At 51.9% G+C, this 16,031-nt stretch carries 13 protein-coding genes; 6 read left to right on the top strand and 7 right to left on the bottom strand.

The annotated features are described in order from the left end of the window. Positions 1 to 15 precede the first annotated feature (15 nt). On the bottom strand, positions 16 to 300 hold the full coding sequence (locus GU926_RS17450; RefSeq protein ID WP_160694165.1) for an ATP-dependent Clp protease adaptor ClpS: 285 nt from the start codon (positions 298 to 300) through the stop codon (positions 16 to 18). 201 nt (positions 301 to 501) lie between these two features. Here GU926_RS17450 and GU926_RS17445 point away from each other — a divergent pair, with 201 nt between their 5' ends. The 3 genes from GU926_RS17445 to GU926_RS17435 all read left to right on the top strand — a co-directional run bounded on the left by GU926_RS17445 (position 502) and on the right by GU926_RS17435 (position 6,169). Further along, entirely contained in the window at positions 502 to 2,661 is a 2,160-nt protein-coding gene (locus tag GU926_RS17445; RefSeq protein WP_160694163.1) for a S9 family peptidase, read from the top strand. A gap of 511 nt (positions 2,662 to 3,172) precedes the next feature. Further along, positions 3,173 to 4,282 (top strand): SDR family oxidoreductase, encoded by a 1,110-nt coding sequence (locus tag GU926_RS17440; RefSeq protein WP_160694161.1) that lies wholly within the window; start codon positions 3,173 to 3,175, stop codon positions 4,280 to 4,282. Between the two features lie 204 nt (positions 4,283 to 4,486). Continuing rightward, complete coding sequence (locus GU926_RS17435; RefSeq protein ID WP_160694159.1) at positions 4,487 to 6,169, top strand: M28 family metallopeptidase; 1,683 nt, start codon at positions 4,487 to 4,489, stop codon at positions 6,167 to 6,169. A gap of 238 nt (positions 6,170 to 6,407) precedes the next feature. Here the strand turns inward: GU926_RS17435 and GU926_RS17430 are convergent, their stop codons facing one another. The 3 genes from GU926_RS17430 to GU926_RS17420 form a co-directional block, all read right to left on the bottom strand. Next, the gene (locus tag GU926_RS17430; protein ID WP_160694157.1) at positions 6,408 to 7,502 is read right to left on the bottom strand and encodes a bifunctional transcriptional activator/DNA repair enzyme AdaA; all 1,095 of its coding nucleotides are present in this window, start codon (positions 7,500 to 7,502) and stop codon (positions 6,408 to 6,410) included. Position 7,503: 1 nt separating this feature from the next. Further along, positions 7,504 to 8,271, bottom strand: coding sequence for an isocitrate lyase/PEP mutase family protein (locus GU926_RS17425; RefSeq protein WP_160694155.1), 768 nt, complete (start codon positions 8,269 to 8,271; stop codon positions 7,504 to 7,506). Positions 8,272 to 8,445: 174 nt separating this feature from the next. Next, on the bottom strand, positions 8,446 to 10,224 hold the full coding sequence (locus GU926_RS17420; protein WP_160694153.1) for an aminopeptidase P family protein: 1,779 nt from the start codon (positions 10,222 to 10,224) through the stop codon (positions 8,446 to 8,448). 324 nt (positions 10,225 to 10,548) lie between these two features. Here GU926_RS17420 and GU926_RS17415 point away from each other — a divergent pair, with 324 nt between their 5' ends. The 3 genes from GU926_RS17415 (at position 10,549) to GU926_RS17405 (ending at position 13,289) form a co-directional block, all read left to right on the top strand. Beyond that, a complete protein-coding gene (locus GU926_RS17415) occupies positions 10,549 to 11,100 on the top strand; it encodes a hypothetical protein (protein ID WP_160694151.1) in 552 nt (183 codons plus the stop codon). A 188-nt stretch (positions 11,101 to 11,288) separates the two neighbouring features. Next, a complete protein-coding gene (locus tag GU926_RS17410) occupies positions 11,289 to 12,392 on the top strand; it encodes a patatin-like phospholipase family protein (protein ID WP_160694149.1) in 1,104 nt (367 codons plus the stop codon). A 93-nt stretch (positions 12,393 to 12,485) separates the two neighbouring features. Continuing rightward, positions 12,486 to 13,289: a ferritin-like domain-containing protein gene (locus tag GU926_RS17405; RefSeq protein WP_160694147.1), complete on the top strand. Its 804-nt coding sequence runs from the start codon at positions 12,486 to 12,488 to the stop codon at positions 13,287 to 13,289. 69 nt (positions 13,290 to 13,358) lie between these two features. Here GU926_RS17405 and GU926_RS17400 read toward each other — a convergent pair whose 3' ends face one another. The 3 genes from GU926_RS17400 to GU926_RS17390 all read right to left on the bottom strand — a co-directional run bounded on the left by GU926_RS17400 (position 13,359) and on the right by GU926_RS17390 (position 15,864). Then, complete coding sequence (locus GU926_RS17400; protein ID WP_160694145.1) at positions 13,359 to 14,036, bottom strand: porin family protein; 678 nt, start codon at positions 14,034 to 14,036, stop codon at positions 13,359 to 13,361. Between the two features lie 202 nt (positions 14,037 to 14,238). Next, entirely contained in the window at positions 14,239 to 14,727 is a 489-nt protein-coding gene (locus GU926_RS17395; protein WP_160694143.1) for an RlpA-like double-psi beta-barrel domain-containing protein, read from the bottom strand. 180 nt (positions 14,728 to 14,907) lie between these two features. After that, positions 14,908 to 15,864: a M20/M25/M40 family metallo-hydrolase gene (locus tag GU926_RS17390; protein ID WP_198001437.1), complete on the bottom strand. Its 957-nt coding sequence runs from the start codon at positions 15,862 to 15,864 to the stop codon at positions 14,908 to 14,910. Positions 15,865 to 16,031 lie beyond the last annotated feature (167 nt).

Raw genomic sequence — 16,031 nt, 5'->3', positions numbered from 1 at the left:
CCAGTTGTTTTGGGTTTAGACAATATCTGCTGAGATACCCCGGTCATGGATGGCCGTGCACATGGCCTGCAGTTCTGTGAAAGAACCCAGCTTGACGGTGCACTTCCCTTTGTAATGGATGAGCATGGTACACTGCTCTGCCTGCTCCAGCGAGTGGCGGCACACCTGCACCAGAGTATTGATGACGTGGTCAAACGTATTCACCTCGTCATTAAAGACCACTAGCTCGCGCTGGTCGGTGGTTTCTTCTTCCAACACCAGTACGTCTTCCTGCTCCAGAATTTCAGTTAAAATGTCCATACCGCAAATTTACGCATTACACTTGAGTTAAAGAAGTACATCCTTTGTGGGCCTCAGCAAAAGTAAAACAGAGAAAAAATGCCCCTTGTTCCTGAAAAACCAATACTTTGGACTTATTTTTGACCAGTCACGCACATACAATTCCTCTGGCGTCGTTGACAAGGCACAAAGGAAAAACAGTTTCTAACCATCATCCAAGACATGTACAAACCAACGCTCAAAAGACTTTCTCTTTTATGGTTTGCCGCCCTTCTGGCCCTGCCTACGCTGGCCCAGAACAAGCAGCTGACCATGGAAGACGCTTTTATCAACCCCAGCCTTAACCCCGCCAACCTGCGCCAGCTTACCTGGGTGCCCGGCACCGATGACTACAGCTACGCCTCAGACAAAAACGACCAATTGCTGCGCGGCGGCATCCGGGACAACGCCAAGGTCATCTTGACGGCGGCAGACGTGAGTGCCGCCCTGGAGAAAGCCGGCGGAAGCAAAATCTCAACGGTAGGTTCTTTGCAGTGGCTTAACAGCAATGAGGTGTTCCTGAACCAGAAAGGCCAGCTGTACCGCTACAATCCGCAGACCAAGACAGCGCAGAAATTCTACATGCTGGATGCTGCCGCGGAGAACGTAGACTTTGCGCCTAACAGACAGCGCGCCGCCTTCACCAAAGGCAACAACCTGTTCCTTTCCCAGCCCGGTGCTGAGAACAAGCAAATCACCCAGGACACCAATGCAGGCATAGTGAACGGACAGGCGGCGCACCGCTCGGAGTTCGGGATTAGCAAAGGCATCTTCTGGAGCCCCAGCGGCAACGGGCTAGCCTATTACCGCATGGACCAGACCATGGTGACGGATTATCCCTTGGTGGACATCAGCACGGTGCCGGCTACGCTTAACAACATCAAATACCCCATGGCGGGTGGCAAGAGCCATCATGTGACCGTGGGCGTGTACAACGTGGCCAGTGGCAAAACCATCTTCCTGAAAACCGGCGAGCCCGCTGAGCAGTACCTGACCAATATCACCTGGAGCCCCGACGAGAAGCACCTTTATGTAGCCATTGTCAACCGTGCGCAGAACCAGATGTGGCTGAACCAATATGATGCTACCACCGGCGCGTTTGTAAAAACCTTGTTTGAAGAGAAGAACGACAAATGGATTGAGCCAGAGCGTGGCATGTACTTCGTGCCGGGCAAGCCAGACCAGTTTGTGTGGTTCTCTGAGCGCGACGGCTACGACCACCTGTACCTCTATAACACCAGCGGAAAGCTCATCAGTCAATTGACCAAAGGCGATTTCATTGTGAAGACCGTTGTCGGCTTCAACCCCAATGGCAAGGAAGTATATTACACCGCCACTGCTGAAAGCCCGTTGGAGCGCCATCTATATTCAGTGGAATTAACCGGCGGAGGACGCATTGGCCGCATGACTCAAGGCAGTGGCGTGCACAACGTGACCCTCAGCCCGAAGGCCACTTACTTTATTGACAACTACAGCAGCCCGGTGACACCCAGAAACATCAGAATCCTGGACACTGAAAAAGGCAAAGTAGCTAAGACGTTGCTCACCGCACCTAATCCTTTGGAAGGCTACGCACTGGGTGAAACCACTCTCTTCCCTATCAAAGCCGAAGACGGAACCGATCTGTTCTGCCGCATGATTACCCCGCCCAATTTTGACAAGAACAAGAAATACCCGGTGGTGGTGTACGTGTACGGCGGTCCGCATGCGCAGATGATTACCAACAGCTGGCTGGGAGGCTCTAACCTCTGGATGCAGCTCATGGCCCAGAAAGGCTACATCGTGTTCACCCTGGACAACCGCGGCTCCGCTGACAGAGGCCGGGCCTTTGAGCAAGCCATCTTCCGGAACGCGGGCGTAGCCGAGGTGAGTGACCAGATGAAAGGCGTAGAATACCTGAAGTCATTGCCGTACGTAGACCAGAACCGCATGGGCGTGCATGGCTGGAGCTACGGTGGTTTCATGACTACTTCTTTGATGCTCAAGCAACCCGGTGTGTTTAAAGTAGGCGTGGCTGGTGGCCCGGTGATTGACTGGAGCCTCTATGAAATCATGTATACTGAGCGTTACATGGACACTCCGCAGGAAAACCCCGAAGGCTATAAAAACGCCAACCTCCTTAACCACGTCAAGAACCTGAAAGGCAAACTACTCCTCATTCACGGCACCGTAGATGACGTAGTGGTATGGCAACACAGCCAGGCCTTCCTCAAAAAAGCCGTAGACGAGGGCATCTTGCTGGACTACTTCGTGTACCCGGGCCATCCGCACAACGTGGGCGGCAAAGACCGCGTGCACCTCTACAAGAAAGTGACCCAGTACTTTGATGAGAATTTAAAGTAACCTCGTTTTTAGCCTCTTTTCTGGAAAACAGGCCAAAAATGGAATAATTTAGAAAAAGGCGCTTCTACTTCGGGAGCGCCTTTTTGTTTGGTACTAGCTTGCGCGAGTCTGTTGCTTGTTTCCTCACACATTAAATAAGCTTGAGAATTAGTAGACGCTCGCGCCATGTAGATTTTGCAACTATTCCCCCCTTGGCCTGTCCCCCGACAGGATAACGATTCAACGGTTCAAGTGCCATTGGTTTGGCCTGTCAGGGGACGGGCCAAGGAGGAGAAATGAACAATGCGTGTGGACACAAGTGGGCGCTTACGCCGTGGTCCATAAATTTGTTTTACCCCACTTTTCTCTGACCTACAAGCCTCTATTTCGAAAAAAACTGACTTGCTATATAGGCTAAATGGCATCTAATTAACTTAGTGAGGCTTGCATTTTTTGTGTATCAATTGAAATTCGACCCCGTAAGAAATGAGGTAAACACTTGAATTTGAGTAACTCATTTAATTTTAGAAGTATGGGAATTGCATTAAAGCCATTAAAGAATCAAGTTATTGTCATCACAGGCGCTTCTAGCGGCATAGGGTTAGCCACGGCCAAGGCTGCGGCCAAAAAAGGAGCAAAAGTAGTGTTGGCCGCCCGCAACCGCGAGGCTCTGGAACAGATTGAGCAGGAGATTAGAAATGCCGGCGGCGAGGCGCGTCACTGTGTGGCAGACGTGGGCCGACAAGAGGAGGTGCAGTGGATTGTGGATGTGGCCATGCGGGAGTTCGGAGGGTTTGACACCTGGGTGAACGATGCCGGGGTTTCCATTTACGGTCGCCTGGACGAGGTCACCGATGAAGACAACCGTCGTCTGTTTGACACTAACTTTTGGGGCGTAGTCTATGGCTCGCTGGCCGCCGCCCGCCATTTGAGAAGCAGAGGAGGCGCCATCATCAACGTGGGCAGTGAGGTGTCTGACGTGTCTATTCCGCTGCAGGGCATGTACGCCTCCAGCAAGCACGCCGTGAAAGGCTTCACAGACGCCCTTCGCATTGAATTGATGGAAGACAAAGCCCCTATCTCGGTGACGCTCATCAAACCCGCCGGCATTGACACGCCCTACCCAGACCACGCCAAGAACTATACAGACAAAGCGTTGACCCTTCCGCCGCCGGTTTATACGCCAGAAGAAGTAGCCAACGCCATTTTAGAAGCCGCCGAGCATCCGTTCCGGGATATCATGGTAGGCGGCGGAGCCAAAATGATGAGCGCCCTGAACAAACGCTTCCCGGGTCTGATGGATTGGATCAGCTCCAAAATGATGTCTGATGCCCAGTTAGTAGATGAGGCACCAACCAACAAAAGAGGTTCTCTGCACCAGCCTTCTAAAGACGGCGATGTACGCGGCAACCACAAAGGCTATGTCATGAAAACCAGCCTGTACACCCGCGCCAAAACCAACCCCGTGAAAACCGGAGTGTTGGCCCTGGCTGCTGGTGCCGCCGTCCTTGCCCTGGTGAACAACAACTCCAAAAAGAACGGTGTAAACGCAGCTAAAACCCGTGGCGATTTGGACAATCTAAGCAACCTGGGCAATAGAGAGTACCTGAACAACCAAGACGTACAGAATACCCTTCACTAATAAGGTAATTTTCTAATACAAAAGGGCTTGCACCTAAAGGTGGAAGCCCTTTTTATTTGCCATTTATTCCGTGCATTGGTTTCGTTTTAGGCTTGTTTCCTGGAAAAAGGACCAAAAACGGCAGCGCATTTCTATTGCAGGTTTTTAGGCTGATGATTAATGTTTATTTTCCCATCATAACCAACCTCACCAAACCAATAAACTATGTTCAAACGCACGCATTTCTGGGCCATTCCCTTGAGCATCGGTCTTTTGGCCGGCTGCCAATCTGGAGGCTCTAAAAATTCCACCACTACTACCGCTACTGCTGAAGCAACAGGCGCAGAAGTCACCCTGGACAGTTACAAAACCTACGTGACCGCCATTGCCGCTGATGAGATGGAAGGCCGCAAGCCGTTCACCTCTGGAGAGAAGAAAACCCTGGCCTATCTGGAGAAAGAAGCCAAAGCGCTGGGCCTGGAACCGGGCAACGGCAACAGCTTCCTGCAGGAAGTACCCATGGTGGAAATCACGTCTACCGCCGCGCCTACCATGACCGTGAAGGGCAAACAGACAATGACCTTGAAAGGGCTGGAAGACTACGCGATCTGGGCTAGGCGCACAGATGAGAACGTAACCATCAAGGACGCCGAGTTGGTGTTTGCGGGCTTCGGGATTGTGGCGCCAGAATACAAGTGGAACGACTACGCTGGGCTGGATGTGAAAGACAAGATTGCCGTGGTAATCGTGAGTGACCCGGGCTTCTACTCTGAGGACACCACCTTCTTCAAAGGCAAGACCATGACCTACTACGGCCGCTGGACTTATAAATTAGAAGAAGCCGCCCGCCAGGGAGCCAAAGGCTGTTTGATTGTTCACGCTGATGAACCTGCCGGCTACGGTTTCAAGATCGTGCAGAACAACTGGAACACCTCCAAATTCTACCTCGCTCCCAAAGGCAAAGACGTGCACCGCAACGCCATGGAAGGCTGGATTACCACGCCAGTCGCTGAAAAGCTATTTGCCGCCGCCGGCAAAAACTACCAAGCCGAACTGACCCGCGCGGCCAAGCCGAGTTTCAAGGGCGGGACTTTGGGTTTGACCGTGAGCACCTCTCTACAAGCCAAGACCAAGTATGACAAATCGTACAACTTCATCGCCAAGATTACGGGCGAGAAACGTCCAGAGGAGGCCATCGTTTACTCGGCGCACTGGGACCATTTGGGCATTGGCAAGAAAAACGACCAGAACGACAGCATCTACAATGGCGCCGCCGACAACGCCAGCGGTACCGCCGGTCTGTTAGCTGTGGCCAAAGCATTTAAAGCTAGCGGGCAAAAGCCAGGCAGAACGGTGGTATTTTTATCAGTAACCGCCGAGGAGCAAGGGTTGTTGGGTTCTGCGCACTATGCAGACAACCCGGTGTTTGCCAAAGAGAAAACCGTGGCCAATTTGAACATGGACATGCTCAATCCGTTTGGGGCTACAAAAGACATTGTGCTCATAGGCATGGGTCAGTCTGAGTTGGAAGAAATGCTAGCCGAAGAAGCCAAGAAAGCAGGCCGCTACATTGCCCGGGATCCTAAACCCGAGGCTGGCTTGTACTACCGTTCTGACCATTTCAACTTCGCCAGAACCGGCGTACCGGCCTTGTTCACCGGCATGGGCACCGACCATATTGCCCTAGGAAAAGAGAAGGGCAAGAAACTACTGGAAGACTTCACCGCCAACATCTACCACAAACCCAACGACCAAGTGAATGAGGCTTTCAAGATGGACGGCGCCGTGGCAGACTTACAACTCTTGTACCAGTTGGGCAGACGCCTGGCCTTCTCCAATGAATGGCCCCAGTGGAAAGCCGGTTCTGAGTTCAAAGCTGTGCGTGACAAATACATGCCGAAGAAGTAAACAAATCGTTTTTAGCCTCTTTTGCTGAAAATAAGCCAAAAACGGATCGGGCTGACTCTCTGCAAGAGTCAGCCCGATCCGTTTACATTCGCTCGCGTCCCGCGTGTGTAAAGTACGATTGGCCTCTGGCCGCTATAATTTGACTTGGTCACTTTGCTACTTGCCTAGCGACAGGACGTCTCCCATAACTCACACTCGCGGAACGCGAGCGAGTGGTAAACTTTATTAGTATCGAGATTTAAAACAACGCCACTTGCTGACCTGCTTTTACTTCAACTGGGGTATGCTCGCGTTCCAGGTCCAACAGCCATTTCTTGCGCCACAAGCCGCCGCCGTAGCCCGTCAGGCTGCCGTCTTCGCCAATGACGCGATGACAGGGGATTAAGATGGAAATGCGGTTCATGCCATTGGCTTGCGCCACTGCCCTGATGGCACCCAGATTGTTCAAGGCGATGGACTGCTGTTTATACGAGCGCGTGGTACCATAGGGAATTTCTTGCAACACCTGCCATACCTGCTGTTGGAACGGCGTGCCCGGTGAATACAAAGGAACGGTAAAGGTCTTGCGTTGGCCAGCGAAGTACTCTTCCAGTTCATGATTCAGTTGCGCAAAATAAGGACTATCGCCTTGCACGATGGTGCCGTTTAACAGTTTAGTCAACGCCTTGAATTCCGTCTCCAGCATACGGCGGTCAGTAAACTCCAGCAAGCAAATGCCTTCTTCTACGGCGCTGGCATACATGGTACCCAAAGGCGTCTGCAAGCGGGTGAGGTGAATAATGCGCTGTTCTTTACTGAGTGAAGGGGCCACGCCAAAGATAGACTTGAAAGAATCTGTAAAACCGCTCAAGGAATCATACCCCGAGTCAAACGCCACAGCCGTCACCGCCTCTCCGCTCTGTATCTTCTTGAATGCCGAGTTGATGCGACACATACGTTGGTACGCGTGAAACGTGATGCCATGATTCTTTAAAAACCAACGCCTTATTTTGCTGGGCTCAATGCCCCGTTGCTCCAAATCCCAGTCTTTGAACTTGACGGAAGGGTCCCGGCTGATTTCCTGCAGAATCTCCTGAATGTACCCGGGCGTCTCCCCCATCTTCTCCAGTGGGGAGCACACTTTACAAGGACGGTACCCGTGCAAGATGGCCTCTTTGGTGGTCTTGAAGAATTCCACGTTTTCGCGTTTGGGTTTGCGCGCCGTGCAGGTGGGCCGGCAGAAGATGCCCGTGGTTTTCACACCCGCAATGAACGTTCCTTCATAACTAACGTCCTTGGCCACCAGGGCCTGGTAGAAGATTTCGTCTGGGGTAGGTTGAAGCGCGGTTTCCATATCAATACAAAGATGAGAAAGACTTGGAGGTATTAATCATCTGCATCTGATTCTCCATCTGGCGGTACACCGCCTGGTGCCCGAAGTTGCCCATGCTCACCCGCTTCACGCCGCACGCCTGCAACTCCTCAAAAGATGCCAGGGCCGGCAGACTCATCACATTGACGGGCAATGCAGTAGAAGCCGTGACCTGAAGAATGTCCTCTGCGTGCACCAGCCCGGGGACAAAGATCCCATCGGCGCCGGCGGCGTGGTACAGGTTAATCCGGTAGAGGGTCTCCCTTAGAGCATCTTCATGGCCCAGCAAAAACGCATCTGTCCTGATGTTCAAAAAGACGAGTACCCGCTTTTCTGTGAGAAGGTATTTTACCCGCTTCACTTTCTGCGCGAAGCTCTCTGCCGGCTGTAGGGTTCTGGCGCCTACCACGGTAGAATCTTCTAAGTTGATGCCCACCACGCCCAAGTGGGACAGTTGCTGTATGTTGTCGGCAATCTCGTCTGGCGTGTCTGCGTAGCCGGTTTCAATGTCTACAGATACCGGCAGGTTCACGCTCTGCACTATTCTGGACACCATAAAAACCAATTCAGAAAAGGGCATCTGCTCCCCATCATGATAACCCAGGGAATGGGCGATAGCGGCGCTGGAGGTACCTAAGGCCTTGTAGCCGGCTTTCTCCAAGGCCTGCGCACTAGATGCGTTCCAGGCGTTGCCCAACAGGAACGGTGCTGCTTGTTGATGAAGCTGTAAGAAGGTGGTGTAGTGGTTCATAGCGTTACATGGTTTATACCACAAATCAAGCGCTTCCATCACCCCGCCACAACCGAAAAATTGACAACTATATTTTTTCTTAGACTTTCGTTTTAGTCTATTCTCTAGAAAATAAGCCAAAAATGAAAAAGAGCATCAGGATACCTGACGCTCTTTTTTAAAGTATTTATGAAATTATATAGCCTTCGCTTTTTCCTTCAGCCAAGCCAGTTCCTCAGCGCTCAAATGCGGGCCTAGTTTCTCTACCACGCCTTGGTTGTAGCGGTTGAGCCATTCAACTTGGTGCGGTTCTAGGAGGTTTTTGTCTACGGGGGCCGTGTCAATCAGGAACTGGGTCAAGGTCTCAAAGGTGTAGAATTCGGCAAACTCGTTTACTTCATCGGTAATGGTCAAGACCAAATTTTCAATGCGAATACCATAGCGGCCGGGGCGGTAAATGCCAGGCTCCACTGAGGTAATCATGCCCAGTTCTATGTCAATGGGCGTGGGCGTAGGGTTGAAGACATGCGGTCCTTCGTGCACGTTCAGGAAGAAGCCAACGCCGTGGCCGGTACCGTGGCCGTAGTTGCGGGCGTGGTCCCAAAGCGGCTTGCGGGTGATGGCGTCAATCTGGTAACCGCGTGTGCCCTTCGGGAAGCGGGCCGTGGAGCCGTCAATCATGCCTTTCAAGACCAGCGTATAGTCCGTTTTTTCCTCTTCGGTGAGGTTGCCCAGGGAGATGACGCGCGTAATGTCTGTGGTGCCGGTCTGGTACTGCCCACCTGAGTCTAGCAAAAACAACCCTTCGGCTTTTAAGGCTACGTCGCTTTCTGGGGTGGCTTTGTAATGCGGCAAAGCGCCGTGCTCACGGTAGCCGGCAATGGTGTCAAAGCTTTCGCCCACAAAACCGTCCTGCTCTGCTCTGAAGGCGCGCAACTGATCGGCTAGGGACATTTCGGTAATTTCTTCCTTCTCCAGGTTTTCTTCCAGCCATTTAAAGAAACGCGTCAGGGCCACGCCGTCTTTGATCATGGTGGTTCTGGTGTGCTGTGCCTCTACCTCGTTCTTTACCGCTTTGAGCACGGTAGACGGATTAGTGTCCTGCACTACGGGCATCTGGGCGGGCAATTGCTCAAACATGGTCTGGCAGGTGCGCTTGGGGTCCAGGAAAATGGTCTTGGCAGCGGGCAACCCATTCAAGGCCTGCGACACGGCCTCATACGCCTGAAGCGTAACACCGGCCTTTTCTAAACGGGCTTTGCTTTCTTGGCTAAGTTTACTTTCCTCAATGAAAAGGGTCACACTCTGGGCACTGATGATGGCAAAACTCAGCACCACGGGATTGGCTTTCACATCGCTGCCGCGCAGGTTAAAGAGCCAGGCAATATCATCCAGAGACGAAATGAGGTGATAGTCGGCGTTGGCTTGTTGCAGGGCGGCGCGCACTTCCTGCAGTTTTTCTTCCAGGGCCTTGCCGGTGATGTTTTCATCCAACAGGTAAGCCGGCGCCGTGGGCAGGGCGGGTCTATCGGCCCAGATCTCATCCAGAAAATCCTGGGTGCTTGCCAGCTGAATGCCTCTGGTGCCCAGTTGCTGTTGCAGCAGTTGCGCCAGAAGCAAAGACATCAGCCGGCCGTCAAACGCAACGGTTTCCCCGCTTTTAAGGCGGCTGGCCAGCCACTGGATATACTCTGGGGCGTGCTGCACTTTCAGTTTCACCAGTTCAAAGCCCGAGTTGGCTAACTGCTCCTCGGCCTGCTCAAAATAGCGGGCATCGGTCCAGAGACCGGCAAAGTCCTGAGTGATGACCAGCGTACCCGCAGAACCCGTAAAGCCCGAGGCGAAGGCAATGCATTTGTAATGATCTGGTACGTATTCACTTATGTGCGGGTCTGCCGAAGGGATGATGTACGCGCTCACTCCCTGTTCGCGCATCTGCTGCCGTATGCCGGCTACTCTTTCTTTATGGCTCATGGTAGGTTTACTCTGTTAAGGCCTCAAATTACGAGTTATCAGACGCAAGACACAAAATGCAAGGCACAAGACTTCTCTTTTTGGTAGATACAAGGCATAAGATTTAAAACGTAAGACTTCTTCCAACGCTCAAATTAAGACCAACCCACACTGCATTAGAAAGAAGCTCCAGAACCTCTAGTTGAAAGAAATTCGCCTCATAACCAAGCTTCTATGAACGCAATTGCTAACAAACCCGTACTTTTGCTAAAGATTTGAGCGAAGCCAGATTTCCCAAGTATTCTTCATTTCTAATTTCTAATTCTTAATTTCTAATTAACAAGCATGCCCGTACCTTCTGCCCCGTTTAAGCAGGCCGTGAAAAAGCTGAGTGAGAAAGAAAAGGAGGCCCTGATTCTGCGGTTGGTGCGCAAAGACGCCGAAGCCTACGACACGCTGGCCTTTGAACTGCTGGACGACATCACCCTGGAGACCATTTTTGAACGCAGTTCTGAGGCCATTCATGAGATCATGTTCACGGTCTCGGGAAGAAGCCTGAGCAAGGCCCTCAGCCGAGGTCTCAAAAAAGCCAACCAGGAAATTAGCCGGTACCAGCGCATCACCAAAGACCGCAAAGGCGAAATAGAACTGCACCTTTACCTGCTGCAACTCATCTTTGACAATTTTACGGGGCAGTTTGAGAGCATCTACAAGACCTTCTATGTAGCCACCGCCCGCTTAGTCTTGCGCACCATCATGCTCATTAGAAAGCACCTGCACGAGGACTATCACCTGGAGTACCAAGACACGCTCAACACGTTTCTAGCAGACTTGAACGGCCGCAGCAAACGCCGCCAACTGCCGTTCAATTTGCCCATGGAGTTTGAGGTGGATTGATTGTAAGACGCTAGACGTTAGGTCTTAGAATTTTAAATGCCGTTTTTGGCTTGTTTTCTGAGAAACAGGCTAAAAACGGCCTCTCTGCTTTTTGGCCTTCGGCGCTATTTAAAATATTGGGCCGGTAGAGATACCTGTAATGCTTAACCGATTGAGTATCTTTCCTTCCTAATTTTCATCCAGCACCTATGCCCTTCCGTTTTTGCCCTGTTTTCCGGAAAATTGCCGAAAAACGCCTTTCCTTCTGTTTCCTACTTACTGCTTTTGCACTATCTTTTCAACTACAAGCCCAGTCTACCTCTCCTACCCACGTCTACAAGAACCTGGCCCTGGAAGGCGGCGGCATCAGGGGCATTGCGTATGGAGGGGCGTTGGCCGAGCTAGACAAGCGTGGGTTGTTGCAGCCCATTGAACGGATTGCCGGCACCTCGGCGGGGGCCATACAGGCTTGTTTGCTGGCCGTGGGCTATACGCCCGAGGAAATTACCAAGGTGACCTTTGAGACGCCCATCCAGAAGTTTGCCGACGGGCGTTTTTTGTTCATTGGCGGCTTTACGCGCATGGCCAACCGCTACGGCTGGTACCGCGGCGAAAAATTCACGCAATGGATTTCTAGCCTCATTGAAAAACGCACGGGTAACCCAGATTTGACCTTTCAGGAACTACATGCGCTGGCGGGTAAAAACGGCTGCAGGGATTTGTACATCACGGGCACCAACTTATCCAGGCAGCGCACCGAGGTTTTCAGCCATGAGACGTATCCTACCATGCGCGTGAAAGATGCGGTGAGGATTTCCATGTCGGTGCCCATGTTTTTTCAGGCGGTTTTCATGGACAGCACCGGCCGGGTGTACCCTACGCCGCAGCCCAACCAGGTCACAGACGTGATGGTAGACGGCGGCGTGCTCATGGACTTCCCGCTGATGGTGTTTGACCATCCTAAGTACTTTTCCGCAACCGCCCCAGCCGAAATACCCAAAACCCGGTTCATCAACCCAGAAACCATTGGCATACGGCTGGACCATGAAGCCCAGATTGCCTATGACCGAGAGCGAAAAGGCCTGGCACCCAACTCCATTGAATCTTTTTCAGATTACATAAATGCCTTCTACCGCATTGTGGCAGAAAACCTCAACCGCCATGAGCTCACCCCCGCCGACTGGGACCGTACCGTCTCTGTGAGTACCGCTGGTTACGGGCCCAAAATCAAGCGTTTGTCTGAGAAAGACAAGCAAACCCTGCTGGAGAGCGGCCGCACCGGCATGTTGCAGTTCTTTGCCACCTGTGACTAGCTTTTCTCCTTGCTCTACCCTCTATAGTTCTATTTTGCTTAACCCTGCAAGGATGGTTCACGTTGATAGGAGTTGAAAACTAACTCCAAGAATATGCCATCAAGCGAAAACCAAAAGATTGTTGCGGTTCTAAGAGAACTCAACGAGTTTGTCCATGACGGGATGGAAGGCTATGAGCGCGCCGCCCAGGAATCTAAAGATGAACTGCGCAAAGACATTTACCGCAAGTTCTCACAGCAGCGCCTGGCGTTCGCCAATGAGTTGAACATGATCATTCAGCGCCACGGCGGCAGCCCAGAGCGTGACACCACCATGAAAGGCAAACTGTACCGCCAGTGGATGGACTTTAAAGCCGCCCTGACCGGCCGTGACGAAGACTCCATTCTGGGTTCTAACATTTATGGCGAAGAGTGGGCCCAGAAAGCCTACCGTGACGCTCTGGACCATGAGTTGCCGTATGACGTGCGGGGCATCATCCTTCGCCAGCGCGAAGCTTCTTCTGAGGTATTGCAGCGTCTGCACCAGATGCGCTCCGGCAACCCTGCCTCCGCTGATTCTTCTTACCTCAATGACCAATATGAGCGCCACTCTTCTAACGGCAGCAGCCATGGCCTAACACCTTTGAAAACGGCCTTGTATGCGGCGGGTGCCGCGGCCGGTGCAGCCCTGGTGTATGGTTTATTGACCAAGCGTATTCCTACAGACAAGCTCATGGCGGGCATCACCAGCCTAACCAAGAACGTGGACTTGTCTGGCCTTACCAAAAAAGGAGGCAACAACGGGACTAGCGGGTCTACTGCCTCGGCCTCTACCAACTCAAGTGATGCTGCCGGTAAATCCGCCGGTAATTCTACCAAAGCTTCTGGGTCCTCTGCCAAAAAAGGAACCAAGGCATAAAAAAAGCGGCGGGCAATGCCCGCCGCTTTTCACCTAATCCTATAACACATTCACTATTCTTTCAATGCCTTAGAACCTGAAGCCCACTGAGCCTTTAAAGCCGTGGTTGTAGGTTTTATAATCGGCATCGGCGTCTATGGTGGTAAAGCCCATATCATAGCTGCCGCTTACGTTCAAGCCATTGGCAAACTGGTATCCAACACCGGCGGCCATTCCTAAATCTACCTGGCGCTGCCCGGTATCCCAGTCAAAGTCATTGTTGTAGGCGTTAATGCCCAGCGCTCCGGCGCTTACGTTTATCTTGTTGTTCAAGAGCAGCGACACCTGCGGTCCGGCAAAGAGGTTCAAGCCTCCGGCCACGTACAACCTGGCTAACAAAGGCACTTCCAGGTATTCAGATTTCTGGGTGATGGTGGCTTTGGCGTTCAGGTATTCGCCGGCGTTGCCGGGCACGGTTCCTTCCAGCACCATTCCTTTTTGCGCATATTGTACGCCGGGCTCCAGTTCAAACCCTGCGCCCATAGGTATGCTCACGTACATGCCGCCATGAAAGCCCTGGCGCATTTTGGTCTTCACGTTGCCGTTGGTGAACTCCAACAGATTGTCTACGCTCTTCATGGTTTCACCCTGCCAGCCCGAAGCACCGTAGCCGCCTCTAAAGCCCACTTTCAAGCCACCGTCCTGGGCAAACCCATTGGTCATGACACCGGCCACCAAAGCCAACGCTGCTAGTATTATCTTTTTCATCTGGTTTAGATTTATCCTGTTTTTGAACACCTGCGTTCCTGTCATGCTCAAATGAAAAATCCGTGCCAATTTTGAAAATTCTATATTTCAGGAGGTCAACACATCATCATACTTCTCCGTATTCCGCTCTAATGCGGGCAGGGCAAGGGCACAAAAAAACCCAACCGGCTAGGGTTGGGTGTATGGTGAGGAGAGCTTGCGCTTATAGCTTAGTAAGCTGTATGTCTTGCCAATAGCCCATGATCTTGTCTTTGGGCCCAACCAGAATGTCTACTCTGTTTCTGATTCTGCGGTGCATGGCATCTCGTACTACATATATGCCATCTAGTTCTTCTGAAATGCCGGTTACCTTCACAGAGTCGCCGTAGTCAATGTCGCCGCCCCATCTGGTGAGCAGGTTGCGGGACAAGGCCAGCCACCGGTGCTTCTTGGGGTTGCGCGCGTTTATGCGGGAACCGTCTGCCGTGATAAATGGGGAATCATCTGTCTGAGCTGCTTCTGGGTAATAAATAGAGGCGTCTACTTCAATGATTTCTGGGGCGGGAGCTGCTACCGGTGTTGGCGGTGCAGGTAAGGTGATCACTTTTACAGGAACTGGTTTGGCCGGGGCCGGAGTGGTAGATCCTGTGATCTCCTTTAGAAACGGAAATAAAATGAGCAGTAATAATCCATACGTGTGGTTCTTAACCATGCTTTCTTAATTGGTGGAACATAGATTTAAAACTCTCTGCTCTTTAACGATATTAAGAACCTTTGGTTATTTAACTAAGAAAACCAGCTATAATACACTATAAAATAGAGTATAACAAAAAAGTCCCGCCAAGGAGGAAAATTTTCCTTGGCGGGACTTTTAAATTTTATATTGTTTCTGTTATAGCGGCAATTTCTGATCAAACAGCTGTACGGCCCGCAGCACCGTCTCTACCGCTTTCAGGTAAAAAGGTTGGTGGATGTTCTTGAACTCATCTGTCTCCTGGTGGTAATGCGGATGATCTTCCACCCCGAAATACACAAACGGAATCTGCTGTCTGTGAAAGCTGCCGTGGTCAGACTGCAGGGTCCAGTCATTGGGGCCTTGTTCTGGTCGGTCATGCCCCTGAAGCAGCGTCAAGCCGGCGGGCACTTGTACCTGGTCCAGCATTTCCTTGAGCCATGGATAATGGAACCCGCCCGAAGCGTACAGTTCATTGGCGCTGGATATGCTGAGCATGTCCATGTTCACGTTCAGGAGGACGTTCTCCTTGGCAACGGGCAGCTTCTCTACAAACGCCTTGGAACCGGCCAGTCCCTGCTCCTCGGCGTCAAAGGCGGCAAAAATGAGGGTGTGCTGAGGTTGGTGGGTTTTGTAGTACGTGGCAATGGCCAGCAGGGCGCCTACGCCAGAAGCATCATCATCGGCGCCGTTGTAGATCTTACCGTTGCGGGTGCCTACGTGGTCATAATGCGCCGTGATCACGATGGCCTTGTCAGACTTGCCGGCAATCTTGCCTATGAGGTTCACGCCTTGCACCTGCTCTTTGGTGGCCCTGGACGTGAACTGAAACAATTGCTCAAAGCTCTGCCCAAACGGCTGAATCCCCACCTCTTTGAACCGCTGCACCAAATATTTCTGGGCTTTGGCGTGGCCCGGCGTGTTGGGCAGTCTACCACCCATGGAATCGGCGGCCAGGATTTCTACGTCGCGCAGGACCTGGGAGGTTGAGGTGGTCCCAGTTCCCTGGTCTTTGGAAGGCTGCGGAACCGGCGAGGTGCAGGAAGAAAAACTGAGGGCAAACAGGCACATACCTACGCACCAAGGGCCTAATGAGAAGACAGCTATTTTTTTCATGGTCTGGAAGATACTGCAAAAACCAATACGGGCTACTGGCTGCCCCCTTTCTGATGCGTTTTTTGGCTATTTCTCAGAAAACAGGCCAAAAACGAAGATCGCTCTTGGCAGACAAAAAAATAGCGCACCCTGGGCAGGGTGCGCTATAAAAAGAAAGAGCAAGGCTC

Source organism: Nibribacter ruber (assembly GCF_009913235.1).
Taxonomy (GTDB): domain Bacteria; phylum Bacteroidota; class Bacteroidia; order Cytophagales; family Hymenobacteraceae; genus Nibribacter; species Nibribacter ruber.
The sequence above is the reverse complement of the archived record's forward strand: the minus strand, read 5'-3'. Positions and strand labels throughout refer to the sequence as shown.